The organism is Variovorax glacialis (assembly GCF_051216375.1).
Taxonomy (GTDB): Bacteria; Pseudomonadota; Gammaproteobacteria; order Burkholderiales; family Burkholderiaceae_C; genus Variovorax.
In genome coordinates, this window is record NZ_JBPJZT010000030.1 from 1 (window position 1) to 26097 (window position 26097).

Consider the following 26097-nt stretch of genomic DNA (forward strand, 5'->3'; position numbering starts at 1 on the left):
GCGTCAAAGACCATGCGCACCGCGCGCTCCATGACCTCAGGGGAAAACTTCGGTGACTTTCTCATCTTGGCTCCATTCTCAATCGAAGGAGCCTCCTCAAAATCCGGGGCGGTTCAGAGAGATTCGCGGCTGCGCACTGACATCCGACGCGCACCACATCCTCAGTCCATCGAATGAGATTTGGCAATGAACGCGGTCCTCGACAAGTCGACTGAGCTCGACGAGCTGTTTGAAGTTGACCCGATTTCGCGGACACCCGATCCTTACGGAAGAAGGAGTCCGATATGCCTGCATCGAAGCCTCCGTACCCGGCGGAATTCCGCCGACAGATGGTCGAACTGGTCCAAGCGGGGCGCACACCGTCGCAACTCGCGCGTGAGTTCGGCTGCACTGCCCAGAGCATCTCGACTTGGGTGGCTCAAGCCGCCACTGACAGTGGCAAGCCCGTACGCGGCAAGGATGTCCTGAGCAGCGCCGAGCGCGAAGAACTCGTGCGGCTGCGCCGAGAAAACCGACAGCTCAAGCTGGAGCGGGACATCCTGGCAAAGGCAACAGCCTGGTTCGCCGGCAAAGGCGAGAAGACATCCATCGGGTCTACGAACTCGTGAGTGCGAACCAGGCCAAGCTTCCCGTGCATACGATGTGCCGAGTTCTCAAGGTTTCTGCGAGTGGCTACTATGCGTGGCGAGATCGACCGCCGTCGAGGCGCTCGATCGACGACGCGGTGCTGGTGGAACGAATCCGGGTCATCCACGCCGAATCCGACGCTACCTACGGCATGCCACGGGTGCGAGCCGAACTGATCGACCAGGGGATGCGCGTCAGCGGCAAGCGCGTGGCTCGGCTGATGCGTGTCAATGCGATCCGAGGCGTCAGTCGGCGCCGTGGCTTCATCGTGACCACGCGACGCGACCAGCGACAACGCCCAGCGCCCGATCTGGTCAAGCGCGAGTTCATTGCCTGCGGCCCCAATGAGCTGTGGGTTGCTGACATGACCTACGTGCCTACCTGGGCGGGCTTCATCTTCCTGGCCATCGTGCTGGATGTATGGAGCCGGCGTGTCGTGGGCTGGGCGATCGGCGAGCAGATGACCGCCGATCTCGTGCTGGCGGCGCTGAACATGGCGCTGCAACAGCGCAAGCCCGACGGCGTGATCCATCACAGCGATCAAGGCAGCCAGTACACCAGCATCGCCTTCGGTGAACGGTGCAAGAAGATGGGCGTACGCCCGTCAATGGGCACCGTCGGTGATGCCTACGACAACGCGATGGCCGAGAGCTTCTTCGCCACGCTCGAATGCGAGCTGATCGACCGGCGCAGCTGGCAGACCAAGACCGAAGCCCGGTTGGCGCTGTTCACCTACATCGAGGGCTGGTACAACCCGCGCCGGCGTCACAGCGCTCTCGGGCAAGTCTCGCCGGCAACGTTTGAAAGGAACTACAAAGCATGTTCAAACAATCGCCTTGCCTCGAACACGACTTGACCACCGTCGGCGTCTGCGTGGCATGCGCCACGCCGCCGGTGGACAAGTCTTCGTCGTCGCCAGTCGCTTCGACTTGAAAATCAAGTCCCAACCCGTCCGCGCAACAGGGTCAAGTCCAGTTCGACCACTGCGCCTCCCTGAATGCCTCGGGAATACGTAGCAGCGAGCAGTAGGACGAAGGCCGCGGCAAGCCCGACCCCAATCGTGCAGCCGGCGCGTAGCGCGCTCGAGTGCGCCGTATCGCCAACCGGCCGCGCTGGCCGGTCAGCAGTCGGCTGCGCAGCACTTCCATTCGGTAACCGGGAGACGACCTCGGAGGTGCGGTTGTGGCCGGATGCGGCCGGTTGCATCGGGCGACGGCGCCGGCCTTGAAGCTCGTTATACGAGTTTCAGCGCGCGATGCGGACCCGCAGGAAGACGGACAGCAATCGAATCCTCGGGCGCCACTTTGCCTGTGACCAGCACGATTCCCATCACGCCAGCCTTCCGGACGAGTGCCCCATCTGCAGCGCTGCCGAGCACAGCCTGCTTGAGCCCTTTCCGAAAAGCATCCAGTTGCTTGCACGGATTTCTAAGGCCGGTCAGCCGAACTACCGCCGTGGACCCAATCTCAAGTTCGGTACCAGCGGGCAGCGCCAAAAGGTCGAGACCCTTCGTTGCGATGTTTTCGCCGATGTCTCCAGGTGAGATATTGAAACCGAGAGACGCCAACTCGTCGAACAGCTCGGCCTGAACCAGATGCACTTGGCGAAGGTTGGGTTGCAAGGGATGGCGCGCGACACGCGACCGATGTTTGACCGTCTCGCCAGAATGCGCATCCCCTTCCACGCCAAGACCCTCCAGCAGGCGAATGCTGCTCGTGCCCTCTTTGGAGAAGGTGTGGGAACGGCTCCGAGAAACGGCTAGGACATACGGCGTGCGCATCGTTGTATCGAGCATAGCTGAATGTCTGGTGTTGGCCGGTCACGGAGGCAGCAAAAATCCTGGTCTGTTTGCGCTTCAAATCGTTGGCGCGGGCTTGGTCAGCCGGCATGACTCGCCAGGACGCGAAGGGCGATGTATGGCACGACGTTGAAGAGAAGAATGCCAACTTTGTAGACCGCCATGCATGCGTAGTGGATGCCATCGAAGCGCTCTTCCGATATGTGGAACCATCGACCGTGGAGCCTTCGCATCCAGGCATGGGCAAACCTGAAGGCGACAAACCAAGCAAGCAATACGGCGTAGTTAAGCGCTGCGCACCACAGCAGAAAATCGCTCGCAAACTGAAGCGTCATTGCACGTTCTCCATGAGAGGCCGCTCGTGGCCGACTGTAGCCTGCCGGCTACCGAGCGCTTCGCGCCCTAAGCCGAAGTTCAACTTTCTCCAGAGCTGACGTTGGCCACCCGGCAGAATCGGCCTCATGAAGTCGAAGTCACCGGAAGCCCCCATCACCCCCACCTTCCGCCTGGAGCTCAAGGCCGGCATCGCAATGGGGCCCGGCAAAGCGGCACTGCTCCGCGCCATCGAGAGCTGCGGTAGCGTCTCGGCGGCCGCGAAGGAACTTGAGATGAGCTACAGCCGCGCCTGGTTGCTCGTGAAGAGCATGAACGAACAATTCCGGGAACCACTCGTCGCGCTCGGCCGCGGGGGCGCGCACCGTGGCGGAGCTTCCGTTACCCCGGCGGGCATCGCCGCGGCCGAACTGTACGAGACCATGCAGTCCGATGCGGAAAAGGCCATCGCCCCACATACGACTGCTTTCACTCGTCTCCTGAAGTAGCCTTGCTTCGCCGATATATTTTCGTAAGAATATCGGCGGCAGCTGAGCTGCAAGGAGATGAGTTTGTCCAACCTCACTGCCGAACGACCTGGCAGGCGGAACCATAGCGCTGTTGCGGGCGCAGGCGCTGCAGTGGGCTTCCTGGGTGGGCTCATCGGGCTCGGCGGCGCAGAGTTCAGGCTCCCGCTTCTCATCGGCCTGTTTCGCTATGCCGCCTTGGAGGCCGTCATTCTCAACAAGGCGATGAGCCTAGTCGTCGTCGCCGCGGCGCTGCCTCTTCGAATGACCAGCGTGTCACTGGCCAGCGTTCTCCAACGTTGGGACGTCATCGTCATGCTGCTCGCGGGGAGCCTCTTCGGAGCATGGTTCGGTGCAGGGTGGGCAATGGTCCTGAGAACTCAAACGCTCTATCGGGTAATTTCCCTCCTGCTGGCAGCAATCGCGGTCGTACTCGTCTTTGGCCATGATGTGCGGGCTACCGGCGTGCCCTACTTCAACGGCACCGCGCTCGCAGTGGCCGGCGCGCTGGCTGGCGTCGTCATCGGCGTTGTGGCCGCCGTGCTCGGAGTTGCCGGCGGCGAGTTGCTGATTCCGACCATCGTCCTCTTGTTCGGTGTGGACGTGAAGCTGGCTGGCAGCCTTTCGTTGGCCGTGAGCCTTCCGACGATGCTCGTCGGGTTCTTTCGATACAGACGGGACCCCAGTTTCAACGTCATTCGCGGCGAGGCGCGCTTCATCGTCACGATGGCCATCGGCTCATTGGTTGGCGTATTCATTGGCGCCCAGTTGCTTGGGGTGGTGTCGACCGCAGTGCTTTTGCCCCTTCTGGCCTTCATCCTGTTGATTTCAGCATTAAAGGTCTGGTGCCACGCCTGACCTGAGGAGAGTGCAATCATGAGCACGCCCACAGTCTTGATACTCGGTTGCGGCGACGTCGGCTCAGCGGTCGCGCACCGCCTGTTCATGCTTGGGGCCAACGTGGTTATGCAGGACATCGCCTCCCCGGCCCACCCGCGGCGAGGGATGGCGTTTGCGGATGCGATGTTCGTCGGCACGGCCACCCTGGAGGGCGTCGTCGCATGCCTTGCACCTAGTACCGATGTCACCAGGGACCTTTCGGTCGACGCAGACACCATCCCGGTGGCGGCTCTGCCAGTGAACGTTCTGACCCGGAATCTCGCCGTCGACGTGCTGGCAGATGCGCAGATGAAAAAGCGAAAGGTGTCCGATGACTTGAGGCCGGTTGCACCGGTCACCTTGGGACTGGGCCCCGGTTTCACGCCGGGCGGAACTGCCACATCGCTGTCGAGACCGCGTGGAGCACAGACCTCGGTGAAGTTCTCCGCGAGAGGTCCGCCGCGCCGCTGACCGGCGAGCCGAGGGCATTGGGCGGGGCAGGTCGAGAACGATTTCTCTATGCAGAGACAGCGGGGACGTGGCACACGGCGGCGAGCATCGGTGACCATGTCGCCGCTGGTGATGTCGTCGGTGCGCTCAATGGCCAACCTGTACTCGCGCCCTTGACAGGAACCTTGCGGGGCCTGACGCACGATGGCGTCAGCGTCGCAGAGAGGCAAAAGATTGTTGAGGTCGACCCGCGACAGCCGCCGGATGTCTTCGGCCTGGGCGAGCGACCTCGAGCCATCGCTCGCGGCGTATCGCGGGCGCTCGGACTGGGGTGCGAACTGCCCGAGGCCTTTCTTGGCTTCGAGGCTGAATACCGGCAGAACCTCGACTGCATGCCTATGAGCATGCGTCGCAAGCTGGACCTATGCGGATTCAAGGTGACCCTTGCTCAGTGTGCCGTTAGGAGTGAGCGAGACCCTCCCCGAAGCGCCTGGCGAAAGACCCGGTGAGCAAGCAAGGGTTCAGGCCTATCTGAACTACTGGGCCGGCAAACTTGGTACCGTGCTGGTCCCAGTGGCCCACATGCTCGAGGCAGACCTCGGTGCGGCCCAATGCATCAACGACGTGCCCGCAACCCTGCGGAGTCGGCTCTCGGAGCTCGCACATCCCAGCTTGCCGTTGGACCGGTGGGCCAGTCTGACAGAGCTCCAAAGATACGCTCTGGTCAAGCTCAGTCGGAGCAAGACCGCTCGGAATCTTCGGCCGGCCCTGCGAGAATTCGGACTGGATTTCTGCTGACGGTCGGCGCGCCTGCCAGGATTGGACAGCTATCGCGGACGTCCGTTCATGGCCGCATGACGCTTTCACGTCCTCCGGCCACGCGGCCGGTCGCGTGCAGCGTGAAGTACGCCGCTGGGGGTCCAGGGCCCGACCGCACGCGCCCCATGCCGCATAGAACGCAGGCTCGTCGTTCGCGTAGACGTCTGGGAGGCTCCCCGGCCCTGTGTATCTCCGGGCCGCGTACAGCTAAGGGCTTCGAGTGCATCACCTTTTTCCAGCGCGCGAGCAATTTTGGTCGAACCTCGCAGCCCAACCTTCGAGCTCCTCGCTCCTGAGCACGACCTCGAAGCGGTCGGTGACTGCCACTGCGTGCGCGGTTTCTTCATCCGATTGCAAACCATGGTCGACAGTGCGAAAAGCGCCATCCACTATTTGACCGCGCGAGTGCTCCGCCTTGCCCATCAAGGTCGTCTCTGCTGCGGCTCGAGTAGTCCAGGACAACGCGAGCGATACGTTCCTCAACCAGGTTGTGGAGGCAACAGCTGCCCCTCGCTTGACTTTCACCAGGGCCTGCCGTCAACTGCCCTCAGGGAGCGCCGATGATGGACCTTCCGCCGAGGACGTGCAGACACTGCACCTCGGTAGTCACGCGCTCTCCATCCCCGTAGAGACGTGAACGGCGTCCTGACGGTGACCTACTCGCACTCGCCGAGTGCATCCGCTTTCTCGCGCTCCACCTGACCCCGGCACACAGCAGCAAGCGTACTCCTTGCCGTCATACATCGGCAATGTCGAATTTGGTGCGTGCACCCCAGCCAGCTCGAACGCGGGTCCAGGTGGCCCCTCATTCATACCACTACTGGAGCAAACTATGAAGCGAGTGGTCCATTCAGTGGCGGCGGCCTGCGCGGCGCTTCTTGCTCTGCACGCGGCGAACGCCGGCGACACACTCACAAAGATTCGTGATTCGGGCAGGGTCGTGCTCGGCGTGCGGGAGTCGGCAGCGCCGCTGTCCTATACGACGGGCAACGAGACATACATGGGCTATCACGTCGAACTCTGCCGGCGCGTGCTCGCGGGCATTCAGAGAGCCTTGAATTTGCCCATCCTGGAGACCAGGTATCAGGTTGTCACCTCGGTCACCCGCATACCGCTGGTTCAGAACGGAACCGTGGACTTGGAGTGCGGGACCACGACGAACAACCTGGCCCGACAAGAGCAGGTCGCGTTCGCATTGACCACCTACGTGACGGAGATTCGGATGGTCGTGCGCAAGAGTTCGGGCATCACCTCCATGGCACAACTCGCAGGTCGCAACGTCGCGCTGACAGCCGGCTCGACCGGCGTCGCAGCGCTGAGGAAATATCTACAGGACAAGGGCCTGGCGGTGAACGAACTGATTGCCAAGGACTTTGCGGAGAGTTTCCTGCTGGTCGAGACCGGGCGCGCCGATGCGTTCGTCATCGACAACAATGTCGCGGCCGGCAACATTTCCATGGCCAAGAACCCGTCGGACTTCATGGTGACTGGCGAGGTCCTCCACGTGGAGCCGAACGCCTTGATGCTGCGCAAGGACGACCCTGCGTTCAAGAAGGCGGTGGACGACCAGATTCGACGGCTGATGTCGAGCGGCGAACTGACGAGGCTCTACGACAAATGGTTCATGCAGCCCATCCCACCAAGGAGCCTCCCTGTGAACCTGCCCATGGGCGAATCGTTGAAAGGCCTAATCGCGAGCCCAAACGACAAGCCGGCTGAGTCCTACTAGGAGCCGGATTCCGCCCGTCGCGCTAGTCCTCGGTTTGCCGAGCTTCGGCCTGCCGGCTCCAAGGCGCCTCGCGATGCTCGCGCCAAGCCATCCAGCCTGGTTGAACGACCGCAAGCTCGAGCAAGGTCGGGTCTCGGTCAACCATGCTTGCCAGCGACACAAGCACTTCCTCTGCTGGGTCGAAGGCGTCTCCGGTGAGAAATTGCCAAGCGCCATCTTCTCCATCCCGAGAGGCCATCAGAACGGGCTTGATGCCGTTGACAATGGACCGGACCGTGAGGCAGCCCACGTTGGGCGGGCTTTCGAATGGCCAATCACGCGGTTCCGAAGTCATCGCTGAGTCCTGGCCTGGAGGTCTGGTATTGGCCGAATTTTGCCTCGCGGGCGGCGAGGATGCCCAACTCAGCGCGCCGCGGGCTTCCACTGTCGAGCCCAATCACTCAGGGGCGTCAGCGCTGCACTCAACTTGCGCCCCTCATCAGTGAGCCCGTAGCCGCCCTCGTCGTGCTCAACCAAACCGAGAGCTCGTAGCTCTGCGAGCCTGGTATTCAACAGACTGGAGTTTGTTTCGCAGGCCTCCTGAAGGGCGCGGAACGTCAGCTGCTCCGCGCGGAGCTCCCAAAAAATTCGAAGCGTCGACCTTCGACCGAGTAGGTCCAGCGCCACCATGATGGGGCGGCCGGTCCGTGAACCGCGCACAGGGGCGCCAACCTTTGGAATGGTCATGCTTTACTTTTCAAAGCAACGTGGATAGAGTTCAGTGCTTTAGAAAATGTAGCAGACGCTTGAGGTCAAACCATGACTGTTCGTATCACTCCCGCCGAGCCACCTTTCCCCGCCGGCATCCAATCTTTGTTGGACGGGCTCATGCGTGGCAAACCGCCTCTGGTGCTCTTCACCACGCTCGCCAGGGACCCTCGCCTGTTTCAGAAGTTTTTCGCGGGCGGGTTGCTTGACCGCGGAAATCTCACGTTGCGACAGCGTGAACTCGTCATCGCGCGCACCACGGCGCTCTGTAGGTCGAATACGAATGGGGCGTCCACATCGCACTGTTCGCATCGCACGCCGGATTCGATGAAGCTCAAATCCTTTCGCTCGCCACCGGACAACCGCGAGATGCCTGCTGGCAAGATGCGGACAGGCTACTGTTAGAGCTTTGCGACATGCTTCACGCCAGCTGCACTGTCGACGACGCTCTATGGCAGTCGCTGAAGACGGCGTTCAGCGACGAGGGCATTCTCGAGTTGCTCATGCTGGCGGGCTTCTATCGCACCGTCAGCTATCTGACGAACGCTTTGCGCTTGCCGGCTGAGCCGGGCTCGGCAACCTTTCCCTCGTCTGACCGCAGCTAAGTCTCCCTTCGATTGTCCTGTCGCTTGAAACAAGCGGGAGGTCGCCAGGAACGTCCGCTCCTGGCGTGTCCGGCCATCAGGCCACGTCGGTCGGGTGCGACCATTCGGCTTCCATGCCAGCGCGGATGCTTTGGAGCGCGGCATCACGGGCGATGCCATTCGCCTCATATGCAGCCGCAACGTGCTTCGCTAAATCGACAAGTAGCAGACCCCAAGCCCCCCCGGGGTCGGCCCACATGGCGGGTGACATGGTCACGACCCGGTTGCCATCGGCGACCCACACACGCAGCATCTCGGATGCCCTAGCGGCGCCGAGTACGCGGTCTGGTGTTCATCCACTGCGTGAACCTGGAACACGTTCTTTGCCAGGTCGATGCCGACAGTCGCAATCTTCATGGTGGACGCCCCTCTCGCTATGCACACCCTGGGGCGTACAACGGATTCATTCGCCCGACTCATCTACGTCGTCGGTGAATTTCGCCATACGCTCGCGCGCGAGGCGAAAGGCATGATAGAGGCCCCACATAACCAACGCCTCGGCTACCATTCCAAATGAGAAATGGACTGCCTCCACGGAGTCCACACCATCTGCAAATACCATTGCGACCAGCATCGCCGGAAGCATAACAATGCTAAAGATGCTGTTGAATGTATTGTTCGACCAGTACGCCTTGAACCAGTCGCTATATAGCAGGGCCGTAAGCAGGAGCGCCGTGAGCGTCACGCCAGTTCCCTGAATCGCCAATTGTGCTCGCCGCGTTATCAAGGTGAGTCCTTTGTGTAGGTTTCCATGTCCGGTCTACCGTCCTCTGGTGGCCACTAAATCTGGTTTGAATAGAATCTCGAACGTCCGTTACTGGCCCGGATTCTGACCTAGCCAGGCCAGCACGCGCAGCATCCTGACAGCTTCCTCGCGCCCCAGCGAGACCAAATAGGGCAAGCCTCGGCAGGCGTTTCCGGCGGCGCCGCAGCAGCATGGCCCTGTGCGCTGGAAAGGACTCGTGCCGAGGCGGAGCATGCTTCAAAGCGGCGGATGGTGACCAAGACGCCGCCCCTCATCCCCAGGCGAGCAATCGCTCGCTTTGCGAACAGCGAACAGGAGGCTCTGCCCGTCCGCACTCGATGTGCGCAGCCGAAGCCCTTGTACGGCGAAATGAATCGCTGGTATCCGTCAATGGCAGTTATTGCAAAGGTCTTCATGTGCCTCGCTGGGTCCGCGCTGAGTGTGTCTGGTTCTCGCCGATTGTTCATGGCCGCGGGTTTGTATGCACGCGCTTCAGGTCAAGACCCCGACTCCGAACGGAATCGTGGTGCGCGCGCCGCGAACGTCTGCTATGCCGCGAATTCTGCGGCGTGGCCGACCGGCTGCTTTTGTTTAGGGTTGTGAGATACCTGCCCGGAGACTGGCGCAGAGCGATGCACGACGACGACCGGAGGGCAGGTGTCGCACAAGCCTCGAGGGAGGAGACCGCGGACCGAGTCCCCAGCGGGCGTTCAGGGCGCTGATGCTATGGGGATTTGGGCGGACGCAAGATGGTCTTTGTTGGCACGCGAGTGATGCGTCGCATGCCGAGCGTGGCTGACAGCGAGCCCTTGTAGTTCTGCGCTGTGCATCCGGCGGCGCGCGATAGCGGCCGCATTGAGCTGATCGCTGCTGCAGACACGCGCCGACTCTGCCGAGAAGCGCACATCGCTTATCGGCACCGAGCGCAGGTGGGATGCACAGCCGGTCATGATGGTGGAGGTGCGCGGATCGCGGAACCGCGAGCGAAGGTCTGCACGATGACCATCGCGTGGCCGCAGTGCCGACAGATGAAGGTGGAACGTGCGACGTGAGGGTCGGTGCTGACGGCTTCGGCGCTGCCGGCCCCAAGGGTTGGCTCGGGCGCCGTGATCAAGAACTCGCGCGCCGCAGCCAGACTCGCCTTGCGCGCGCCATTGGCCAGCAGCCCGTAGTGACGAATGCGATGGAAGCCGCAGGGCAGCACGTGCAGCAGGAACCGACGCATGAACTCCTGCGGAGACAGCGTCATGGCCTTGTAGCGCGTCTTGCCCTTGGCGCGGTAGTCTTTCCACCGGAAGCTGACGCCGCGCTCGTCCAGCGCGAGCAGCCGGCTGTTGGAGATCGCCACCCGGTGGGTGTAGCGCGACAGATAGGCCAGCACGGCCTGCGGGCCGGCGAAGGGTCGCTTGGCGTAGACCACCCACTCGATCTTGCGCAACGGCGCAAGCCAGGCCTTGAAGGCCCGCGCGTCGGCCAGCTGGGCATGTTCGCCGAAGAACTTCAGCTGGCCACTGCCGTGCAGCCGCAGCAGTTCCTCCAGGAAGCGCCGCCGGAACAAACGCGACAGCACTCGCACCGGCAGGAAGAAGCCCGGCCGGCACGCCACCCAGGTCTTGCCATCAGGCGCCAATCCGCCACCGGGCACGATACCGTGCACATGCGGGTGGTGGGTCAGCGCCGAGCCCCAAGTGTGCAGGACCAGCGTGGGGCCGATCCTGGCGCCCAGGTGCTTCGGATCGGCGGCGATCGTCATCAACACTTCGGCAGCCAGGTCGAACAGCAGCCCATAGAGTGCGGCCTTGTTCTGGTACGCGATGTCGGCGATCGGCGCGGGCAGCGTGAACACCACGTGGTAGTACTCCACCGGCAGCAGATCGGCCTGGCGTGCATCGAGCCAACGCTGCGCAGCGGCGCTCTGGCACTTTGGGCAGTGGCGATTGCGGCAGGAGTTGTAGGAGATCTGATCGGCGCCGCACCCCTCGCAGCGTAAGACGTGTCCACCCAGTGCCGCGCTGCGGCACTGTTCGATGGCCGACATGACCTTGAGTTGCGCCAGGCTCAGGTGGCCACGCTGCGTGCTTCGCCACGCGGGCCCGTGCTGGCGGAAGATGTCGGCGACCTCCAGGGACGGCCGGCCCACGACCGGTGCATCAGCTTGGCGGCAACGCTTCCAAAGGGCTGAGCACCTCGTGCAGCAGGTCGGTCGCGACGTGGGTATAGACCGCGGTCGTCTCCAGTCGCTTGTGGCCCAGCAGCACCTGGATGACGCGAATGTCGACCTTGCGTTCCAGCAGGTGGGTGGCGAAGCAGTGGCGAAGGGTGTGCGCGGATACGCGCTTGTCGATGCCGGCGGCCTCAGCGGCGGCGTGCACAGCGCGGTTGAGTTGCCGCGCGGTGAGCGGATCCGTCGGATTCATGCCTGGGAACAGCCAGCCGCCCGGCAGCATGCGACCCTGTGCGTGGGCGATGCGCCACCATGTGCGAAGGCGCTGCAGCAGCACTGGGCTGAGCATGGCGTAACGATCCTTGCGGCCCTTGCCTTGCTCGATCCTCAGCGTCATGCGCTCGCCATCCACATCGGTGACCTTTAGCCCGATGACTTCGCTGGCGCGCAGGCCGGCGCCGTAGGCCACGGACAGCGCCGCCTGGTGCTTGACGTTGCGCGCAGCGGCGATCAGGCGTGCGACCTCCTGCGGGCTGAGCACGACCGGCAGGGTGCGCGGCAGCTTGACCGCCTGCATCTTGGCCATCAGCTCGGCGCGGCCCACAGTGACGTCGAAGAAGAACCGCAGGCCGGTCAGCGTGGCGTTGAGCGTGATGGGTGAAGTGCCCGAGTCGACGAGGTGGAGTTGGAAGTTGCGCAGGTCCTCTACGGTTGCGCTGTCGGGCGAGCGGTGCAGGTATGCAGCGAGCTTGCGCACGGCGCGGATGTAGGCCTCCTGGGTGCGCGCCTCAAGCTTGCGAATGCGGATGTCCTCGAGCATGCGTTGACGCAGTGGGGTAACCCCCGAAGTGATCGTTTCCATGGTTGCTGCTCCGTTGATGAACGAGGCGGGATTGCCTCGTCGTCAACAGTGGCGGCAGCTCCGTCACGACGTGTCCATAGGGTGCGCGAAGCGCCTACCGCGAGAGCGGTTTCGTCCAATGGCCGCATTCTGCCGGTCGCGCTACTCGTCTGTCTGCCCGGCTTCGGCCTGGCGGCTCCATGGGGCTCCGCCATGCTCGCGCCATGCCATCCAGCCTGGTCGCAAGTCGGCAAGCTGAACCAATGTCGGGTCTCGGTCGACCATGCTTGTGAGCGAGACCACCATCTCGTCTGCTGCGTCGAAGGCGTCGCCAGTGAGGAACTGCCAAGCGCCACTCTTCGCGTCTCGTGAAGCCATCAAGACCGGCTTCACGCCCTCGACAATCGAACGGACCGTCAGGCACTCCGTGCTTGGTGGGCTGTCGAATGGCCAATCACGCGGCTCAGAAGGCATCGCTGGGTCCTTGGACTAGGGTCTGGTGTCGGCCGCATTCTGCCGGAGAGCCGCCCGGGCAGGTACGACCGGGCGGCCGACTGCGTCAGGCGTCGGTCTGCTCCGCCAGCTCCAGCGCGTCTTCCACCTCAATGCCGAGATAGCGCACCGTACTTTCAATTTTGCTGTGGCCAAGCAGAAGCTGCACGGCGCGGAGGTTCCTCGTGCGCCGATAAATCAGCGATGCCTTCGTCCTGCGCATGGAGTGCGTGCCATAGGTCGCGCTGTCCAAGCCAAGTTCCTCGACCCAGCCGTCGACGATACGGGCGTACTGTCGGGTCCCGATGTGGGGCGATTCGTGCACGCGGCTCGTAAACAGAAAATCTCCGGCCTTCAGGTGCGCCGTCGCAACCCACGCCTCGACGGCCAGGCGCGTCGGCCCCGTCATCTCGAACTGAACGGGCTGACCCGTCTTCTGCTGCATCACCTTCGCTCGAGCGGCCACGCGCTCGCCGTTTGAGACGTCGCGGACGCGAAGTCGCACGAGGTCGCACGCCCGGAGCTTGCTGTCGATGCCCAGATTAAAAAGCGCGAGGTCCCGTACCCGGCCTTGGAGCTGCAGTCGGACTCTGATGGCCCAGATGTCTTTCAGTCTAAAAGGGGTCTTCTGCCCGACGAGCTTGCCCTTGTTCCACGGCTCGCGATAGCACGACGCAGTTGCTTCCATGATGAACTCCTGTAGGGATGGAGCGTCAGTCTGCGCCGGCCTTTCTTTAACCGACGACAGTTCGGCCTACGATGCCAATATGGCCGCTCGGCCAAGGTTCAGATTCGGACAGAGATGAAAGCAAGCAAGACTAGCAAGAGTGCATCCTGGAGCGACGTCAAGGCGAAACTGGCCCACTTCGACCACCAGGGCTTGGTCGGCTTGGTGCATGACCTTTACACGGCTAGCAAGGACAACCAAGTATTCCTTCACGCCCGCTTCGGGCTGGGCGAAGATGTCCTGGCCCCGTACAGGGCCACCATAAAATGTTGGCTCTGGCCCGACACTTTCAAGAACCAGAACGCGTCCGTCGCCGAGGCCAAGAAGGCCATCGCGAACTACAGAAAGGCCATCGGTTACCCGGGGGGCCTGGCAGAACTGATGGTCTTCTACTGCGAGAGTGCGTCTGGCTTCAGTGTTGAAGTCGGTCTGCAGGACGAGAGCTTTTTCGTCGCACTTGTGCGGATGTTCGAGCAGGCGCTGCAGACCATTGCGAGACTCCCGGAAGCACAGCGGCCACTGCTCATGCAACGTCTGAACGCTGTGCATGACACCAGCCGGGCCATTGGCTACGGAGTCGACGATGCCATGAGCGAGCTACTGGTCGAGTACGGAAACTACGATTGACCCGCAAGACTCAAGTCGGCTGGCGGTCGAAGTGCACCGAAATATGCGAGTAAGCTGCAGTCAAAAATTCCATATAAATCAAAGACTTAGCACACACAATGCGCCTTATGTAAAATGACTAAAAGCCGCCGCGCGCTGCTATAGCGGTGGTTGCCGTCCACGTATGTCGACGTCGCGATCCAGGACCGCGCACTCCGGTGAGCAGGCCCTTGGGATCAGCAGCGCCGGCGCACTGCCAAACGCACAATGTCCAACAGCTTGCTGATCTCGACGTCGATCTCGGTGAGCGCATGCGCGCACGCTTTCACCCAGGGGCGGTTCGTTGGCGCACCACCTCGCGGAGCAAAGCGGGATCCAGCCGCACGCGTCTAGCGCGGTTGTAGCCCGGACCTCGATCCCGGAAAGATAACTGGTCAGCGAGGACGCAATCAACTTCGTGGAATAGTTCCGCCCGCGGGAACCTTTGACGGACTTGCGAGCGGGCGGGACGCGCGTAATCTGAGGGCATGGATTCTCCCTGGGTAGGCATCAAGGACCAACCCCTTCAGGCCCGCCTCGTGCGGGCCTGCTTTTGACCATCGACGGGCAAGCGAACAGCCGCCCGCCCGGACACACAAGCAGTTCGGGCGCTGCCGACCGGCCCTGTTAATCCCCGACCGCCAGGTTTTTGCAACGTGTCTCCGCGATAGCTCGGAGGGTCATGTGGGTTCGGGCCGTCTTTGCGCCCTTCACCCTTTAGATCGCGCCTTGATTCGAGGTCGCCGGCTGCGCTCGCGAGGCGTCGTCGATGTCGGCTGCGCCACGCGACCTCGAGGTCATGCAGCCGTTCCCGATCGTTCGACCTCTCCGCTTGTCCGGTGGGCGGTCCTGGCTTACCCTGCTGAGGTCATGGATGACCATTCAAGCCGGCGCGGCATGATCCTGCTGGGCGCTGCTTCACACGGCACTGGGTGGATGCGCCGTCGCTGTCAACGGCAACGCGGTGGCCTGCCACATCGAATACGGGGGGCAGTCCTTGATGGCGAGGTCGACGGCCGTCGCGTCGGCATACGACGCAGCCGCCGTCCGGATCGGTTCTCTATTCCTGTTCCGTGTGGTTTTCTAGCAGGAGCCGGCGGAGATTGCGTCAGTGAACGTCTATACGTACTTCGCGAAGGATGAAGAAGCGTCGTTGATCCATCTGGCGCGCTTTCCCTACTCCGCACGGCTTCTGCCAGCCGGCGACTGAGCGACGGCGGCGCCTGCGAGCATCCATGCGGCAGCGGTCGTTGCGAGGATCCTGCTGATGGGTACGACTTTCATGCGATTCCTGTGAATAGGTCAGGGGCTCGCCATCGACTTCGCGAAAGAACGCTGGGGCGAACGGCGGCGCTGCAAGTTAGCCTACTCGCGGGGCATTTCCGGGGCATGACAGAGGCGGCCCCGGGCGATCGAAGGGACGCGGCTCTGCTCAGTCGTCGTCCCAACCATAGCCGCCTGCTTGATGGCCGTGATCGCGGCCGTGACCCTGATCGTCGCCGTTCGTCAACGAGAACGGCAGGCGGATCTTGAGGAATTCTGTATTGTCGGACGCCAGCTCGCGACCTGTCGTTGACCACCAGGAGCGTGCGGGGGTCGAGCACCAGCACGTTCTCGATCGTCGTGTAGGGGAACGTGAAAACCCTCTGACCGTCGGCGTTGAGGTCGAACGGATCGGCAACGGCCATCAGGTCGACGAGTTCGGTCTTGCGCACGGTGCCGCCGTCGCTCACGCCCTGCAGGTCGATCAGAAACACCTTCTTGAACGGGGCCGGGTTCGGCGAAGTCGTCGTGCTGGCATTGCGCTCGAGCACGATGAAACGGCGATCGTCCACTGCGACCATGTCGCCGATGTTGGTGCCGTTCGGATCGAGCGGATAGACGAAGCCGCGGCCGGTGTAGCGCTCCTTCGCGAGGTCGAACTCGTTGATGCGCCGGGTCTTGTCCGCATCGCCAGCCACCTGGCCTTCCAGCAGCGTGTAGAGCCTGGTCTGACTCGTGTTTATCGCCATGCCTTCGAACCCGCCCGAGCTCGGCAGGTTGGCCGCTACCCTGCCCGCGACCACGTCCTTGTGCTGCGGCGCGTAGACGCCCGGCAGCGAAATCTCGCTCCGGAGCACGGTCCCGTTCACGTCGGTCTTAATCAGATACGGCCCGAACTCATCGCCGAACCAGTAGTTGCCCCGGCGGTCACGGCGGAACCGATTCGACGTCGAAATCAGCGCCGGTGAGCAGGCGACCCGCAATGATGCCCGGGTCGACCGGCGCGTTCGTCGGTTTGTCGTAGTAGTTCGCGTAGTCGGCCTGGATCGGAATCGTCAGTCTGTGGTGTGCATCGTTGAGCTGCAGCCGCGTAAGCGCGTCGAATTGCGGTCGGGCCTTACCGCTTTCCAGGTCGGCCGGTTCGATCGTGCCGCGGCCGCCCTTCGGCGTGCGCCAGTGGATGTGCAGTGCGTAGCTGCGCAGCAACGCGTCGGCCGAATTTGCCTGAGAGCCGAAGCCGTTGTCGACCATGAACTGGAATACATCCTTGCGCGGCCCCTCGAGCACGGCGGAAAAGCCCTGAACGGGCTGCTTGCCAACGAAGGGGGGCACGTTCGTGCCGTACGCATTGGGCGCGGTGAACTGCCCGGACGTCGGCCCGTCGGCGAAGGTGGCGGCCGGCATCTGAGCCCACCCGATCAGCATCTGCGCATGAGCGGCACCGGCGGTCAGGAGCAAGGACGTGGCGACCGGCGGGAAGGCCTGCCGTGCGAGCAATGGGATCGAACGCATGTCGTTCCTTCGTATGTCGTGATGGGATGTGCGCGATGCTGGACAGGTGTCGTGTCATGACGTTGGCAGGATCGCTGCGGGACATCGCGAACTTCCCCCGCAACGCACGGCCCTCGCTGTGGACCGCCGGTGCAGGATTTACTACGCACTCGCCCCAAGTACCGGTGTAAGTTCCGAGCTTTCTTTCGGCGTGTTTGGCCTGCAAACCCATTTGGAAGCGAAAAGCATGTCCCGCCATCTTTGTGAGTTGAACAATCTCTTGACGGACCTCAAGAGCCGCTACGGCGAACGTGATGATTCGGTGCAACAGGTGAGGCACGAGATCGAGGCCGTTGCGGCCAGAGAGTCCGAGCCTCAGACCCCTTTTTCGGTTGGACGTGAACGCCTTTTTAGGCGAAGCGCCCGGCATAGCTGGGAAGGCTATTCCAGCCTGTTGCATTCATCCTAGCGCCCGCCCCTCTTTTAGTCTTCACCTGCCGCATCCATCGCAGGCTCGGCGCGTACGGAGAACGATTTGCGCGGGCGCTCGCTGTGGCGTGCCCTCGCGAGGCGCGCACGCGCTTCCGCGAGCGGTCGGACTATGTTTGGGCGGAAACCTCGTTAGCGAACTATCGCAACGCTCGTCTGGCGCGCTCTGCCGCACTACGCAGGAATTGAGCAGGAGAAGGCCAAACGGGAACGCTCGGCGCTGGTTCGGGATACTGGACACGTATCAACTCTTCGCGTCCCCGCTGGGTGATGGCGACGACCTGTGCCGCCCTTTCGGGTCCACACATCACGAAGGGGTCCCCCGCACCAGGAACAAAGGCGATCACCAGTCCTGCGGCGCGGAGGATCCGGACCTTCTCGATGTCTTCCGTGCGGTTGAACGACATCGGCAGATGGGACGATGCGATCACGTGAAGCAGTTTCATAGGCATAGAGGTCTTCCGGTGGTCGCAGTCAGCCACCCGCGACGGGGCGGATGCGCCGCTTGACGCTTCAGGGTTCATGGAAGCAGGTGGTCGAGCGAGCATGCTGTGAGTGTTCGTCTTCAATGTGACGAGAAGGCGAAAGTGCATGCGGCATCAGGGTTGCTCGGCATCGGGCGCACCCCAAGGCTTTGGTCGATTCGACTTGATTGATCTGAATGCAGCGAAGCATGTGTGTCCTTCACGGACGAATGTTGGAGCATTGATCTGCTCGGTGGTCAGGCTCTTGATGAAGCTGACCATATCGAACAAAATATGGTGTAAATCGTTTACACCATATTGGAAATTCATCGATGATCGACTTTGACCTTGTTGGCAATGAAATGGCTTCCGAGCTCGTCGATGCAACCGACCCGCCAGTGGTCGATGCGTCGGCCAATTCACCGACGGAATCAGCAACGCCTGTGAAGCCGGAGCTGCCATTGAGCTCTCCTGCGGAGACGCAGCCGGCGGCGAACGCGTCGGTGGTCGAGCCAGCGCCGGCAGACGTGCCAGCACCAGTCGTATCGAAGAACGCAGTCGCCAGGAAGGCTTCGCCTGGGAAGATTGAGCGGGCAGATCCCGTGGTTGCAAAGTCCTCGGGGAAGAAGGCCGCGACGACCAAGAAATCAGCGTCGCCCAAGGTCGGCCCCAAGGCCTCTGCAGACCCGAAGAAGTCACCAGCAAGCAAGGCGCCGACGAAACAGACGACAGCCAGGAAAGCCGCCGAAGTAAAGACAACAGTGAAAAAGGCTTCTGCGAAGAAGGCCGGTGAGAAGAAAGCCGCTCTGAAGAAAACAGCTGTGAAGAAAGCGAGCATGAGGAAGCTCGTGAAGAAGACGGTCGCGAAGACGCATGGTTCGCTGAAGAGGGCTGCAAGCTCGGAAGTCGCTCCACCACGGGTTTCGAAAGCTCCTCCTGTGGCAACGACGACGCCTATCGGGCCCGACACTACCGATCGGTCGATGCTTGAAGCGGTCAAGGCGAAGGCGAAGTCAAAGCTCGTGCGCGACAGCTTCACGATGCCCGAGCAGGACTATGACCTGATTGCCGTCCTCAAGGAACGTGCGCTGGGTTTCAAACGCCCCGCGAAGAAGAGCGAGATGCTGCGCGCGGGCCTGCACGCTCTTCAACAACTGACGAACGCGCAACTGCAGGGCGCGCTCGATGCGCTGACGCCGCTGAAGGTCGGTCGCCCCAAAAATAGGGGCTAGTGGCGCCCTGCTCTCACGCGCCTGCCCCTTGGGCAACTCCGTGGGCGGCGATGGCGTACCGCATGCGACCGAGGATTTGAGCGGCCTGTCGGCACATCAGGCGAGCAATGTCAGCGCTTGCTCACGGAGCGTATAAAACGGCAAAGCCATTTCGTTCGATCTGGCGCGCAATGTCTGCCGCATCTGCGCCTTTGTATGATTCTTCCGGGTTGAAGCCATGGCGCAGCTTGAAGCCGGCGAGATTGGCCAGATCGGCATCAGGAAAAGGAATCGCAGCCGGTGAGAGGCCGGCCGGCACGGCCACAAACTTTCGCGTATTCGTGATGCTTCGATAGATGTCGACGTCCATGCGACCCCCTGCATGGCAGGAGCGTACCCTGGGCAGGATGACATCAACATGACAGGCAAATGTGCAGCCGCCTGAATCGTTCCGCAGAACTGGCTTCGTTGAGCGCGCGATGGATCATGGAGCGATCCAATCGGTCATCGCGCACACGCATCGAAGCGACTTTGATCATCCCCTGCTGGGCAAAGGTTCCATTTCGCCGTCCAAACTTTGGACGACACGTACCCTGCCGCTGACCGAGCGCTCGCCGTGCAGCGGTTCCCGCCTAAGAAAAGGACATCCGATTGACTTGGTGCGACACGTCGAAGAGCTTCGCCTTGCCGGCGTAGTAGCGATCGATGCGCCACTCCTCAAGAATCCTGAGCGCGAGGTTGAAGTGCTCGATGTCCAATTGGTAGAGATCGGCGAGGCGGAAGTCGGCCTCCGATTCCAGCGTCAGCACGAGTCGGGCCAGAACCTTTGCGGCATCGCTCGTGGGGTCGTTGGCGAGTAGCTTGCGGGCAGCCTTGATCGAATTCATAGTTCCTCCTGAAGTGTTCAATCTGTCACAAAAGTGAAATAGAAGGCGCGCTGAATGACTTCCTGCGTCCCGTACTCAGCGGAGATGCAAACAACGGTCGCCCCGCAGTCGTCCGGCGAGATGGAGCGGGCAACATCAAAGGTCAGATCATGACTAATGAGCACTTTAGCATTCGAGTGGAGCGAGCGCCCCACAATATGTTTGCGTGGGCCATCATGGAGCAGCGCGGGCCGATGGAGTACATCGAGGTGGCGGGTTCGTTGAAGACCTATGCCAAGCCTTCCGACGCCGTGCTAGCGGCAGAACAGGTTCTGGGGGTTCTGGTACCGCGGCAAGAAGAGGGCTGCTGACCCTGCTTCCTTCAAATTTCACAGCGTCGTAAGATTCGCAGTCCAACATCTGGGTCGACGGTTCGCTGGCGCTGGTAGAGGGTGCCTTTGAGGCGCCGGGTCCCTTGCGGGGTTGGTTCCCTCGATGCCACGGACTGTCCATTTCTGCAATCGCGCGCACGGTCGGCGGATGTGCACGACGAATCGCTCGCGTGCGCCAATTCTCTGCAGCGAATGGCAAAGCAAGTCGCAGTGATTTTCGTGTCGCGGCGCGGTTCGTTGCGCAGCGTTTTGGCGGAAGCCTGCCTGGCGCATCTGAGTCCGAAGCGCTTTGTCGCGTTTTCGTGCGGGCAGCCCGAACATCTCGCCGACTCTGTCCATCCTGCTGCCATCGGCGCACTTGCCAGCGCAAGCATCCCGCCGCCCGCGCGCCTTCGGCCTCGCAGTTGGCGTCAACTGGCTCAGGCCAGTTCTCCCCGCGCGGATTTCGTGGTCAGTTTGGACGAGGCGACACTGGGGCTCCAACCTCGATGGCCAGGTCAGCCCGACAGCGCGCTATGGGTGTTTCCGGATGCTGCAGCTCTCTCCGACGCGGAACAGGTCGCCCACTCGGCCATCCAGATATTGTTCGCCCTTCGCCGCCGGCTCGAGTTGCTGATCAACCTGCCGCTGGACGGCGCGGATCGGGCGGCGATTCGCTCGGATGTGCGGGATTTGGGGCATATGCGTTAGAGGTTTGCGCTAGCGCCTCTCTCGAGCGCGAGCCTTCTCGTTGCGATATGACCGTGTCGGTGCCCGGGTTCAAGCGTCAGTTTGCCATCGCGATGCGTGCCTTCGCCTCCGGACTTCCGTCCTTGAAGTACTTGTCCGCCCATTTGCGCGTGCGTTGAAGTGCCAAGCGGCGCTTTTCCTGCGGCTTGCCGGTTTCCTCGATGGAAATCGCCCGGGCCCGGTAGTGCTCATAGAGCCGCAGGAACTCGGCCAGGTAAACCGCCGCAACCCGTGCGTCGCGAATTTCGACCAGGTTCTCGTCGTTGTTGTGCTCCGAGTTTTCGCTCATGTTCGCGGAGCCCGAGTAGACGAGCGGCTTGCGGCCTTCCGCATCGATGACGATGAACTTGTGATGGATCACGACACTGCCGAAATCCTGTGCCACGTCTCCCGGAAAGATCGTCAGTTCTGGTTCGAAGCCTTCCGGTGTCGTGTCCCTGGAGAAGTGGGCGCCATCGATCACGTCCTTGTTCGTCTTCGAACGATGGAAAAGCTGCATGTTCGCGAGCTTCGCCGCGTCGAGCACGGTGCCCACCGCCATGGCTTTCTCCGCGGCCCTCGCGGATTTCGAGCTGATGTTGTTGACGATGCCGAACATCATCAAGCCACGGTCGCCGGCCGCGAAGCACGCGTCGCGCAGCGCCTTGTCCGTCGGTGTGAAGATGCAGAACAGCACCGAGCGTTTCGCCTTGCCGATGGCCTTCACCACGGTATCGATCTGCTGGCGTTTGCCCTTCGGCTCCGGCGAAAAGCAGGCGCGAACCCATGCCGCGCCGACGGCGATCGGACTGGACCAACCTTGCGACAGCGCCGCAGTCTTGGCCTTGGTCGGGTTGCTCGACAACTTGTCTGCACGGTCGCTGTAAAGCCGCGCCAGTTCAGGCGAGTCGAAAATGTGCAGAAGATTGGCTTGGGTCGTCAGGCCGCCCATCGTGAAGTTGGCGGAGCCCATCAGCACGCGTTCGGGCCGCCCGGCCGCCTCCTTGCCGTCGCTCACCAGGAACTTGTTGTGCATGATGCCGGTCTTGTCGCGCAGCGAGAATCGGATGATTGAGCCGAGTTCGTCCACGACGGACTGGTTCGGCGAGGGTTGTTCAGGCCTCGTCTTGGTCTTCGCGATCCTGTGGGAGTCATAGACGAGTTCAAGGCGGTGCGTGTTGTCGGCCTTGGCGAAGGCCTCCAGCAGCGGAATGGCCCACAGACGGTCCGTCAGGTGATAGGTTGCCCCCACGACACGCGAGGCACCGTCGAGCACTTCGCCGAAGACCTTTTGCAGGTCATTGGCAAGCCACTCGCGCAATGCGAGCGCCTTTTCGGGCGGCGGCGCCTCCGTCGGAGACAAGCCCATGGCCGCGAGCTTGCGCGAAAAAGCTTGCGAACTGAGCACCGCGCGGTTGAACCATGTGCCGATGCCGTCCACCATGTGATCGGGCAAGGTCACTTGGCAGGTCGCAGCCTCGTCTTCCAGCAGGACGGGCGCATCCGCGGTGCCGGTGACCGGGAAGGCCATGTACACGAACTGGCCGTTTCGATCTTCCTCGTCGATCCGGGCGTCCCACCACATGAATTTCTGGATCGGGGCCTTGTCGGACGGCGCATCCGGCTGGCCTGCGGGCACCGGCCCATCGAACGTGATTCGGTTGGGCAGCCAGCTTTCAGGCTCGCGTGACTGACCGTCGAAGGCACGGAAGCCAGGCACGCGCTTGATGGCGAAACCAAGGAAATCCGGGCGCGTCTTGCCGCCTTTCCAGTCAAACGCCAACAGCACGAGAGTAGGTGACAGGTAGGAGCGCAATTGAATGGCCATGGAAGTCTCCCGAACGTGGCATCAGCCCGCCGCAAGGACACATGGCGCGAACTATCGGACTGCAAGGTGACGCCGCGGTGACGGCCAGGACGCGCCCGGCGCCCGATCTCCATTCATCAATCTGACACCGCGCGCCGTGAAAGTAGCCGGACTACCTTCGACAAGCGGAGACCCGATGTCCATTCAACGACGCGATGTCATACGGGCCGCCGCGGCCAGTGTCGGCCTTGTGCTGCCCCACTGGGCCGCAGCCCAAGCGGCGCCTGCCACGATCACGCGCGACGGCGCACGCCCGCAGATGACGAGCGGCGTCCAGAGCGGCGACCCGCAAGCCGACCGCGCCATCGTCTGGACGCGCGCCGACCGACCCGCGCGCCTGTGGGTCGAATGGTCGACCGTCGCCAGTTTTTCCGATGCGCAGCGCGTGCGCGGACCCTACCTGCTGGAAGACAGCGACTTCACCGGGCGCGTCGACCTGAGCGGCTTGCCGCCGGGGCAGGAGATCTTCTACCGGGCCAGTCTGCAGGATCTGGGCAATGAGCGCGTCTTCTCGCAACCCGTGCAAGGGCACCTCCGATTGCCGCAGGCCACAGCGGCCCGCGCCACTCGCGACGTGCGCTTCATCTGGAGCGGAGACACGGCAGGCCAGGGCTTCGGCATCAACGAGCGTTGGGGCGGAATGAAGATCTACGAGCAGATCCGCCAGCTCTCGCCCGACTTCTTCCTGCACAGCGGCGACACCATCTATGCCGACGGCCCGATTGCAGCCGAGTTGAAGTTGCCCGACGGCACGGTATGGAACAACCTTGTGACCGAGGAGGTCAGCAAGGTGGCGGAAACGCTCGACGAGTTTCGCGGCCGCTATCGCTACAACATGATGGACGTCAACATGCGCGGCATGGCCGCCGAGGTGCCGCAGATCTGGCAGTGGGATGACCATGAGGTCATGAACAACTGGTCGGATTCGAAGAGCGTGCTGAACGACGCGCGTTACAAGGAGAAGAACATCCCGCTCCTCGTTGCGCGCGCGGCCCTCGCCTTCCACGACTATGCGCCTTTGCGGCGCCATGGGGACGCAGAGATCCAGCGCGTCTATCGACGCCTGCCGCAGGGCCCGCTGCTGGATGTGTTCGTGCTCGACATGCGCAGCTATCGCGGCGCCAACTCGGCCAATCTGCAGACCACCGAAGATGCCGAAAGCGCCTTCATCGGGCGGCCGCAGGTCGCTTGGCTGCTTGAGGGACTGAAACGTTCGACGGCCGTGTGGAAGGTGGTCGCTGCCGACATGCCGATCGGCCTCTGCGTGCCAGATGGCAAGGACGGCAATGGTCGCGACATGTGGGAGGCGATCGCCAACAACGAGCCGAACCAGCCACTCGGACGCGAGATCGAGATCGCTCGCCTGCTCGGCGAGATCAAGCGGGCTGCAGTACGCAACGTGGTTTGGCTCACGGCGGACGTGCACTACACCGCCGCGCACTACTACGACCCGGTCAAGGCGAAATTCAGCGACTTCGCTCCTTTCTGGGAGTTCGTGTCGGGTCCGCTCAATGCAGGCAGCTTCGGCCCCAACTTGCCGGATCCGACCTTCGGCTTACAGGTGGTCTACCAGAAGGCGCCCGAAGTCCAGAATACCGCGCCAACGGCCGGCCTGCAGTTCTTCGGCCAGGTCGACATCGATGCACGGACTCGGGCCATGACCGTGGCCCTCAAGGACCTGGCCGGCGCGACCCTTTACAGCAAGACCTTGATACCGGCCTGAGTTGCGCGCGCTGCAGCGAGACCTTGCGCGGCTGATCAAAAGGAAAAGCGGATACCCAGATCGTAGCCGTACGACTTGTCCGGCACCGCTGCGATGCCAGCGACTGGCCGCACGTAGAAGTTCGGGCCCCCGACGGACAGGCCCGCGCCATCCTTGTTGCTCACATACGCGTATGTCGCATACACGGCTGTGCGCTTGGAGAAGTTGTACACGTACCCGATCGCGAACTTGTCGGCTTTCGGCTGGTTGTTGAAGCCGAAGAAGTTCGTGGTCGTGCCTACCAGGTTCGTATTCGTGTTGTTGTACCGCACCCCCGAATACGAGACGCGGATCAGGTCATACCCGAAGACGGGGATCGTCGCGCCGATCAGCACGCCGTTGAATCCCGGCTTGGTCACACCGAAAGGATTGAAGGCATTGGTCGCGAGAACTGTGTCCATCTTGTTGTTCGAGTACTCGCCGAACAGCTTGAGCACGCCAAAGTCGTATGAACCGGCAAGGCTCCAGATGTTGATGGTTGTCGTGGTACCGAGGTAGTAGTTGGACCCGACGGTGCTTTCGCCGTACGCCAGCACCACATCCAGGTTTCCACTGGCGTAACCCGCGCGGCCGCCGATGTATCGGCCCGCGCGTGAGTTGTCAGCGACCGCCAGCGCTGGGTTGGTGACGATCGCAGCTGCGCCTGGCGGCGTCAGGCTGGCTGGGTCGTAGCTGGCCGCTTCGTTGAAGGCATACATGAACTGGCCGTAGAAGCCGTTGAGCTTCGGCAGGAAGTAGCCAATCGAGTTGCTGGCACGGGAATACTGCCCGTTCGTCCAACCGGTTCGGACGCTGCCCGGTGAGGTCTGCCCGCTCGCGGTGCTGATCAGGCTGGTGCCGACGCCATTGACACTGAATGGGTCGAAGAGGTTGTCATTCCAGTAGGTCGGGGTGTAGTCGCGGCCCAGGCGCAGTTCGCCGAAGGTCTTGCTTTCGAGACTGACGGTCGAGCGGCGGTTGAACTGCAGGCCGCCGTTCGAACCGACGCCTGATCCGTCGTCGGTATTGATGCCGGCCTCGAGCCAGAAGTTGGCCGCCAGGCCACCACCGAGATCCTCCGTGCCACGAAAGCCGATCCGGCTGGAACTGTAGGCGGAATTGGTCAGCGCGGTCTGGCTGGTCGTGATGGTGTTGCCGAACGCGCCATCGGCCTGGTTCCAGTAGCCGCTCAAAGACGTATCCACCACGCCAAACGCAGTGACTGAAGATTGCGCCGCAGCTGTCCCGACGCTCATCAAAGCTGCCACAGGCACCATCGCTGCTATGGCCTTCTTCATGTATTCCTCCAAGCGGCCGGCTCATGGACAAGGACACCCTAAGCCGGCGGGATGACGGCTATGTGACGAGCTGGCTACGCGGCACGTACGAACCAGGCTGCATCGGGTCGGCTCGTTCGCGAAGCTCCGATTCTGTCGCTTGCCGGCAGACAACGCGTCGC

General features: G+C 62.3%; 33 protein-coding genes. 14 read left to right on the top strand and 19 right to left on the bottom strand.

The window, feature by feature from the left end; genetic code table 11:
- The first annotated feature begins 284 nt into the window (after positions 1-284).
- Positions 285-1483, top strand: a protein-coding gene (locus ACSFBL_RS33885) for an IS3 family transposase (protein ID WP_435520205.1) whose coding sequence is annotated in 2 segments (ribosomal slippage) — positions 285-552 and positions 552-1483 — 1200 coding nt in all. Because the reading frame shifts where the segments join, the coding sequence is not laid out codon by codon here.
- Positions 1484-1861: 378 nt separating this feature from the next.
- On the opposite strand, the gene ACSFBL_RS33890 is transcribed toward ACSFBL_RS33885, so the two are convergent.
- The gene (locus ACSFBL_RS33890; RefSeq protein WP_435520206.1) at positions 1862-2422 is read right to left on the bottom strand and encodes an MOSC domain-containing protein; all 561 of its coding nucleotides are present in this window, start codon (positions 2420-2422) and stop codon (positions 1862-1864) included.
- Between the two features lie 83 nt (positions 2423-2505).
- Positions 2506-2760, bottom strand: a complete 255-nt coding sequence (locus ACSFBL_RS33895) for a DUF6868 family protein (RefSeq protein ID WP_435520207.1) — start codon at positions 2758-2760, stop codon at positions 2506-2508.
- A 126-nt stretch (positions 2761-2886) separates the two neighbouring features.
- Here ACSFBL_RS33895 and ACSFBL_RS33900 point away from each other — a divergent pair, with 126 nt between their 5' ends.
- The 6 genes from ACSFBL_RS33900 to ACSFBL_RS33925 all read left to right on the top strand — a co-directional run bounded on the left by ACSFBL_RS33900 (position 2887) and on the right by ACSFBL_RS33925 (position 7141).
- On the top strand, positions 2887-3246 hold the full coding sequence (locus tag ACSFBL_RS33900) for a winged helix-turn-helix domain-containing protein (protein WP_435520208.1): 360 nt from the start codon (positions 2887-2889) through the stop codon (positions 3244-3246).
- A 63-nt stretch (positions 3247-3309) separates the two neighbouring features.
- A complete protein-coding gene (locus ACSFBL_RS33905) occupies positions 3310-4122 on the top strand; it encodes a sulfite exporter TauE/SafE family protein (protein WP_435520209.1) in 813 nt (270 codons plus the stop codon).
- A gap of 18 nt (positions 4123-4140) precedes the next feature.
- Positions 4141-4614 carry a Rossmann-fold NAD(P)-binding domain-containing protein gene (locus ACSFBL_RS33910; protein ID WP_435520210.1) on the top strand — a complete coding sequence of 158 codons (474 nt, stop codon included), beginning with the start codon at positions 4141-4143 and terminating at the stop codon, positions 4612-4614.
- 164 nt (positions 4615-4778) lie between these two features.
- Positions 4779-5102: a nitrate reductase associated protein gene (locus ACSFBL_RS33915; protein WP_435520211.1), complete on the top strand. Its 324-nt coding sequence runs from the start codon at positions 4779-4781 to the stop codon at positions 5100-5102.
- The gene (locus ACSFBL_RS33920; RefSeq protein ID WP_435520212.1) at positions 5059-5391 is read left to right on the top strand and encodes a nitrate reductase associated protein; all 333 of its coding nucleotides are present in this window, start codon (positions 5059-5061) and stop codon (positions 5389-5391) included. The genes ACSFBL_RS33915 and ACSFBL_RS33920 overlap by 44 nt, the downstream gene beginning before the upstream one ends.
- Positions 5392-6244: 853 nt before the next feature.
- Entirely contained in the window at positions 6245-7141 is an 897-nt protein-coding gene (locus tag ACSFBL_RS33925; protein ID WP_435520213.1) for an amino acid ABC transporter substrate-binding protein, read from the top strand.
- A gap of 22 nt (positions 7142-7163) precedes the next feature.
- On the opposite strand, the gene ACSFBL_RS33930 is transcribed toward ACSFBL_RS33925, so the two are convergent.
- Both ACSFBL_RS33930 and ACSFBL_RS33935 read right to left on the bottom strand, forming a co-directional pair.
- Positions 7164-7475 carry a hypothetical protein gene (locus ACSFBL_RS33930; protein WP_435520214.1) on the bottom strand — a complete coding sequence of 104 codons (312 nt, stop codon included), beginning with the start codon at positions 7473-7475 and terminating at the stop codon, positions 7164-7166.
- A 68-nt stretch (positions 7476-7543) separates the two neighbouring features.
- On the bottom strand, positions 7544-7867 hold the full coding sequence (locus tag ACSFBL_RS33935; RefSeq protein ID WP_435520215.1) for a winged helix-turn-helix transcriptional regulator: 324 nt from the start codon (positions 7865-7867) through the stop codon (positions 7544-7546).
- Between the two features lie 72 nt (positions 7868-7939).
- Here ACSFBL_RS33935 and ACSFBL_RS33940 point away from each other — a divergent pair, with 72 nt between their 5' ends.
- Together ACSFBL_RS33940 and ACSFBL_RS33945 are read left to right on the top strand one after the other, a co-directional pair.
- Positions 7940-8293: a hypothetical protein gene (locus ACSFBL_RS33940; protein WP_435520216.1), complete on the top strand. Its 354-nt coding sequence runs from the start codon at positions 7940-7942 to the stop codon at positions 8291-8293.
- Between the two features lie 11 nt (positions 8294-8304).
- Positions 8305-8493, top strand: a complete 189-nt coding sequence (locus ACSFBL_RS33945; protein ID WP_435520217.1) for a carboxymuconolactone decarboxylase family protein — start codon at positions 8305-8307, stop codon at positions 8491-8493.
- A 76-nt stretch (positions 8494-8569) separates the two neighbouring features.
- Here the strand turns inward: ACSFBL_RS33945 and ACSFBL_RS33950 are convergent, their stop codons facing one another.
- The 7 genes from ACSFBL_RS33950 to ACSFBL_RS33980 form a co-directional block, all read right to left on the bottom strand.
- Positions 8570-8785, bottom strand: coding sequence for a DUF5076 domain-containing protein (locus tag ACSFBL_RS33950; RefSeq protein ID WP_435520218.1), 216 nt, complete (start codon positions 8783-8785; stop codon positions 8570-8572).
- 150 nt (positions 8786-8935) lie between these two features.
- A complete protein-coding gene (locus ACSFBL_RS33955) occupies positions 8936-9217 on the bottom strand; it encodes a hypothetical protein (protein ID WP_435520219.1) in 282 nt (93 codons plus the stop codon).
- Between the two features lie 149 nt (positions 9218-9366).
- Complete coding sequence (yidD, locus tag ACSFBL_RS33960; RefSeq protein WP_435520220.1) at positions 9367-9744, bottom strand: membrane protein insertion efficiency factor YidD; 378 nt, start codon at positions 9742-9744, stop codon at positions 9367-9369.
- Positions 9745-10223: 479 nt separating this feature from the next.
- Positions 10224-11417 carry an IS91 family transposase gene (locus ACSFBL_RS33965; RefSeq protein WP_435520221.1) on the bottom strand — a complete coding sequence of 398 codons (1194 nt, stop codon included), beginning with the start codon at positions 11415-11417 and terminating at the stop codon, positions 10224-10226.
- Between the two features lie 10 nt (positions 11418-11427).
- On the bottom strand, positions 11428-12303 hold the full coding sequence (locus tag ACSFBL_RS33970) for a tyrosine-type recombinase/integrase (protein ID WP_435520222.1): 876 nt from the start codon (positions 12301-12303) through the stop codon (positions 11428-11430).
- Between the two features lie 141 nt (positions 12304-12444).
- Positions 12445-12660 carry a hypothetical protein gene (locus ACSFBL_RS33975; protein ID WP_435520223.1) on the bottom strand — a complete coding sequence of 72 codons (216 nt, stop codon included), beginning with the start codon at positions 12658-12660 and terminating at the stop codon, positions 12445-12447.
- A 181-nt stretch (positions 12661-12841) separates the two neighbouring features.
- Positions 12842-13462 carry a tyrosine-type recombinase/integrase gene (locus ACSFBL_RS33980; RefSeq protein ID WP_435520224.1) on the bottom strand — a complete coding sequence of 207 codons (621 nt, stop codon included), beginning with the start codon at positions 13460-13462 and terminating at the stop codon, positions 12842-12844.
- Between the two features lie 114 nt (positions 13463-13576).
- On the opposite strand from ACSFBL_RS33980, the gene ACSFBL_RS33985 reads away from it, so the two are divergent.
- A complete protein-coding gene (locus ACSFBL_RS33985) occupies positions 13577-14128 on the top strand; it encodes a hypothetical protein (protein ID WP_435520225.1) in 552 nt (183 codons plus the stop codon).
- 1298 nt (positions 14129-15426) lie between these two features.
- On the opposite strand, the gene ACSFBL_RS33990 is transcribed toward ACSFBL_RS33985, so the two are convergent.
- The 4 genes from ACSFBL_RS33990 to ACSFBL_RS34005 all read right to left on the bottom strand — a co-directional run bounded on the left by ACSFBL_RS33990 (position 15427) and on the right by ACSFBL_RS34005 (position 18691).
- A complete protein-coding gene (locus tag ACSFBL_RS33990) occupies positions 15427-16392 on the bottom strand; it encodes an esterase-like activity of phytase family protein (RefSeq protein ID WP_435520226.1) in 966 nt (321 codons plus the stop codon).
- Entirely contained in the window at positions 16337-16921 is a 585-nt protein-coding gene (locus ACSFBL_RS33995) for a hypothetical protein (RefSeq protein ID WP_435520227.1), read from the bottom strand. Before ACSFBL_RS33995 ends, ACSFBL_RS33990 begins: the two co-directional genes overlap by 56 nt.
- A 608-nt stretch (positions 16922-17529) precedes the next feature.
- Positions 17530-17835: a hypothetical protein gene (locus ACSFBL_RS34000; protein WP_435520228.1), complete on the bottom strand. Its 306-nt coding sequence runs from the start codon at positions 17833-17835 to the stop codon at positions 17530-17532.
- A gap of 238 nt (positions 17836-18073) precedes the next feature.
- Positions 18074-18691 carry a hypothetical protein gene (locus ACSFBL_RS34005; RefSeq protein ID WP_435520229.1) on the bottom strand — a complete coding sequence of 206 codons (618 nt, stop codon included), beginning with the start codon at positions 18689-18691 and terminating at the stop codon, positions 18074-18076.
- Positions 18692-18701: 10 nt separating this feature from the next.
- Here ACSFBL_RS34005 and ACSFBL_RS34010 point away from each other — a divergent pair, with 10 nt between their 5' ends.
- The gene (locus ACSFBL_RS34010; protein ID WP_435520230.1) at positions 18702-19085 is read left to right on the top strand and encodes a hypothetical protein; all 384 of its coding nucleotides are present in this window, start codon (positions 18702-18704) and stop codon (positions 19083-19085) included.
- A gap of 121 nt (positions 19086-19206) precedes the next feature.
- Here the strand turns inward: ACSFBL_RS34010 and ACSFBL_RS34015 are convergent, their stop codons facing one another.
- Complete coding sequence (locus tag ACSFBL_RS34015; protein WP_435520231.1) at positions 19207-19434, bottom strand: hypothetical protein; 228 nt, start codon at positions 19432-19434, stop codon at positions 19207-19209.
- A 262-nt stretch (positions 19435-19696) separates the two neighbouring features.
- Positions 19697-19951, bottom strand: a complete 255-nt coding sequence (locus ACSFBL_RS34020; protein ID WP_435520232.1) for a hypothetical protein — start codon at positions 19949-19951, stop codon at positions 19697-19699.
- Positions 19952-20100: 149 nt separating this feature from the next.
- Here ACSFBL_RS34020 and ACSFBL_RS34025 point away from each other — a divergent pair, with 149 nt between their 5' ends.
- Both ACSFBL_RS34025 and ACSFBL_RS34030 read left to right on the top strand, forming a co-directional pair.
- Positions 20101-20301: a hypothetical protein gene (locus ACSFBL_RS34025; protein ID WP_435520233.1), complete on the top strand. Its 201-nt coding sequence runs from the start codon at positions 20101-20103 to the stop codon at positions 20299-20301.
- A gap of 231 nt (positions 20302-20532) precedes the next feature.
- Positions 20533-21012, top strand: a complete 480-nt coding sequence (locus ACSFBL_RS34030) for an arsenate-mycothiol transferase ArsC (RefSeq protein ID WP_435520234.1) — start codon at positions 20533-20535, stop codon at positions 21010-21012.
- 76 nt (positions 21013-21088) lie between these two features.
- Here the strand turns inward: ACSFBL_RS34030 and ACSFBL_RS34035 are convergent, their stop codons facing one another.
- On the bottom strand, positions 21089-22858 hold the full coding sequence (locus tag ACSFBL_RS34035; RefSeq protein WP_435520235.1) for a phospholipase D-like domain-containing protein: 1770 nt from the start codon (positions 22856-22858) through the stop codon (positions 21089-21091).
- Positions 22859-23033: 175 nt separating this feature from the next.
- Between ACSFBL_RS34035 and ACSFBL_RS34040 the strand changes: the two genes are divergently transcribed.
- Positions 23034-24620, top strand: a complete 1587-nt coding sequence (locus ACSFBL_RS34040; RefSeq protein ID WP_435520236.1) for an alkaline phosphatase D family protein — start codon at positions 23034-23036, stop codon at positions 24618-24620.
- 35 nt (positions 24621-24655) lie between these two features.
- Here the strand turns inward: ACSFBL_RS34040 and ACSFBL_RS34045 are convergent, their stop codons facing one another.
- Positions 24656-25936, bottom strand: a complete 1281-nt coding sequence (locus ACSFBL_RS34045) for a porin (protein ID WP_435520244.1) — start codon at positions 25934-25936, stop codon at positions 24656-24658.
- Positions 25937-26097 lie beyond the last annotated feature (161 nt).

Excerpts from the sequence above, each read along its gene's own strand:
- ACSFBL_RS33890 (WP_435520206.1), bottom strand. The coding sequence starts at position 2,422 with ATGCTCGATACAACGATGCGCACGCCGTATGTCCTAGCCGTTTCTCGG.
- ACSFBL_RS33895 (WP_435520207.1), bottom strand. The coding sequence starts at position 2,760 with ATGACGCTTCAGTTTGCGAGCGATTTTCTGCTGTGGTGCGCAGCGCTT.
- ACSFBL_RS33900 (WP_435520208.1), top strand. The coding sequence starts at position 2,887 with ATGAAGTCGAAGTCACCGGAAGCCCCCATCACCCCCACCTTCCGCCTG.
- ACSFBL_RS33910 (WP_435520210.1), top strand. The coding sequence starts at position 4,141 with ATGAGCACGCCCACAGTCTTGATACTCGGTTGCGGCGACGTCGGCTCA.
- ACSFBL_RS33925 (WP_435520213.1), top strand. The coding sequence starts at position 6,245 with ATGAAGCGAGTGGTCCATTCAGTGGCGGCGGCCTGCGCGGCGCTTCTT.
- ACSFBL_RS33930 (WP_435520214.1), bottom strand. The coding sequence starts at position 7,475 with ATGACTTCGGAACCGCGTGATTGGCCATTCGAAAGCCCGCCCAACGTG.
- ACSFBL_RS33935 (WP_435520215.1), bottom strand. The coding sequence starts at position 7,867 with ATGACCATTCCAAAGGTTGGCGCCCCTGTGCGCGGTTCACGGACCGGC.
- ACSFBL_RS33940 (WP_435520216.1), top strand. The coding sequence starts at position 7,940 with ATGACTGTTCGTATCACTCCCGCCGAGCCACCTTTCCCCGCCGGCATC.
- ACSFBL_RS33945 (WP_435520217.1), top strand. The coding sequence starts at position 8,305 with ATGCTTCACGCCAGCTGCACTGTCGACGACGCTCTATGGCAGTCGCTG.
- ACSFBL_RS33950 (WP_435520218.1), bottom strand. The coding sequence starts at position 8,785 with ATGCTGCGTGTGTGGGTCGCCGATGGCAACCGGGTCGTGACCATGTCA.
- yidD (WP_435520220.1), bottom strand. The coding sequence starts at position 9,744 with ATGAACAATCGGCGAGAACCAGACACACTCAGCGCGGACCCAGCGAGG.
- ACSFBL_RS33970 (WP_435520222.1), bottom strand. The coding sequence starts at position 12,303 with ATGGAAACGATCACTTCGGGGGTTACCCCACTGCGTCAACGCATGCTC.
- ACSFBL_RS33975 (WP_435520223.1), bottom strand. The coding sequence starts at position 12,660 with ATGGCTTCACGAGACGCGAAGAGTGGCGCTTGGCAGTTCCTCACTGGC.
- ACSFBL_RS33980 (WP_435520224.1), bottom strand. The coding sequence starts at position 13,462 with ATGGAAGCAACTGCGTCGTGCTATCGCGAGCCGTGGAACAAGGGCAAG.
- ACSFBL_RS33985 (WP_435520225.1), top strand. The coding sequence starts at position 13,577 with ATGAAAGCAAGCAAGACTAGCAAGAGTGCATCCTGGAGCGACGTCAAG.
- ACSFBL_RS33995 (WP_435520227.1), bottom strand. The coding sequence starts at position 16,921 with ATGCGTTCGATCCCATTGCTCGCACGGCAGGCCTTCCCGCCGGTCGCC.
- ACSFBL_RS34000 (WP_435520228.1), bottom strand. The coding sequence starts at position 17,835 with ATGAAACTGCTTCACGTGATCGCATCGTCCCATCTGCCGATGTCGTTC.
- ACSFBL_RS34005 (WP_435520229.1), bottom strand. The coding sequence starts at position 18,691 with ATGCTCGCTTTCTTCACAGCTGTTTTCTTCAGAGCGGCTTTCTTCTCA.
- ACSFBL_RS34015 (WP_435520231.1), bottom strand. The coding sequence starts at position 19,434 with ATGGACGTCGACATCTATCGAAGCATCACGAATACGCGAAAGTTTGTG.
- ACSFBL_RS34020 (WP_435520232.1), bottom strand. The coding sequence starts at position 19,951 with ATGAATTCGATCAAGGCTGCCCGCAAGCTACTCGCCAACGACCCCACG.
- ACSFBL_RS34025 (WP_435520233.1), top strand. The coding sequence starts at position 20,101 with ATGACTAATGAGCACTTTAGCATTCGAGTGGAGCGAGCGCCCCACAAT.
- ACSFBL_RS34035 (WP_435520235.1), bottom strand. The coding sequence starts at position 22,858 with ATGGCCATTCAATTGCGCTCCTACCTGTCACCTACTCTCGTGCTGTTG.
- ACSFBL_RS34040 (WP_435520236.1), top strand. The coding sequence starts at position 23,034 with ATGTCCATTCAACGACGCGATGTCATACGGGCCGCCGCGGCCAGTGTC.
- ACSFBL_RS34045 (WP_435520244.1), bottom strand. The coding sequence starts at position 25,936 with ATGAAGAAGGCCATAGCAGCGATGGTGCCTGTGGCAGCTTTGATGAGC.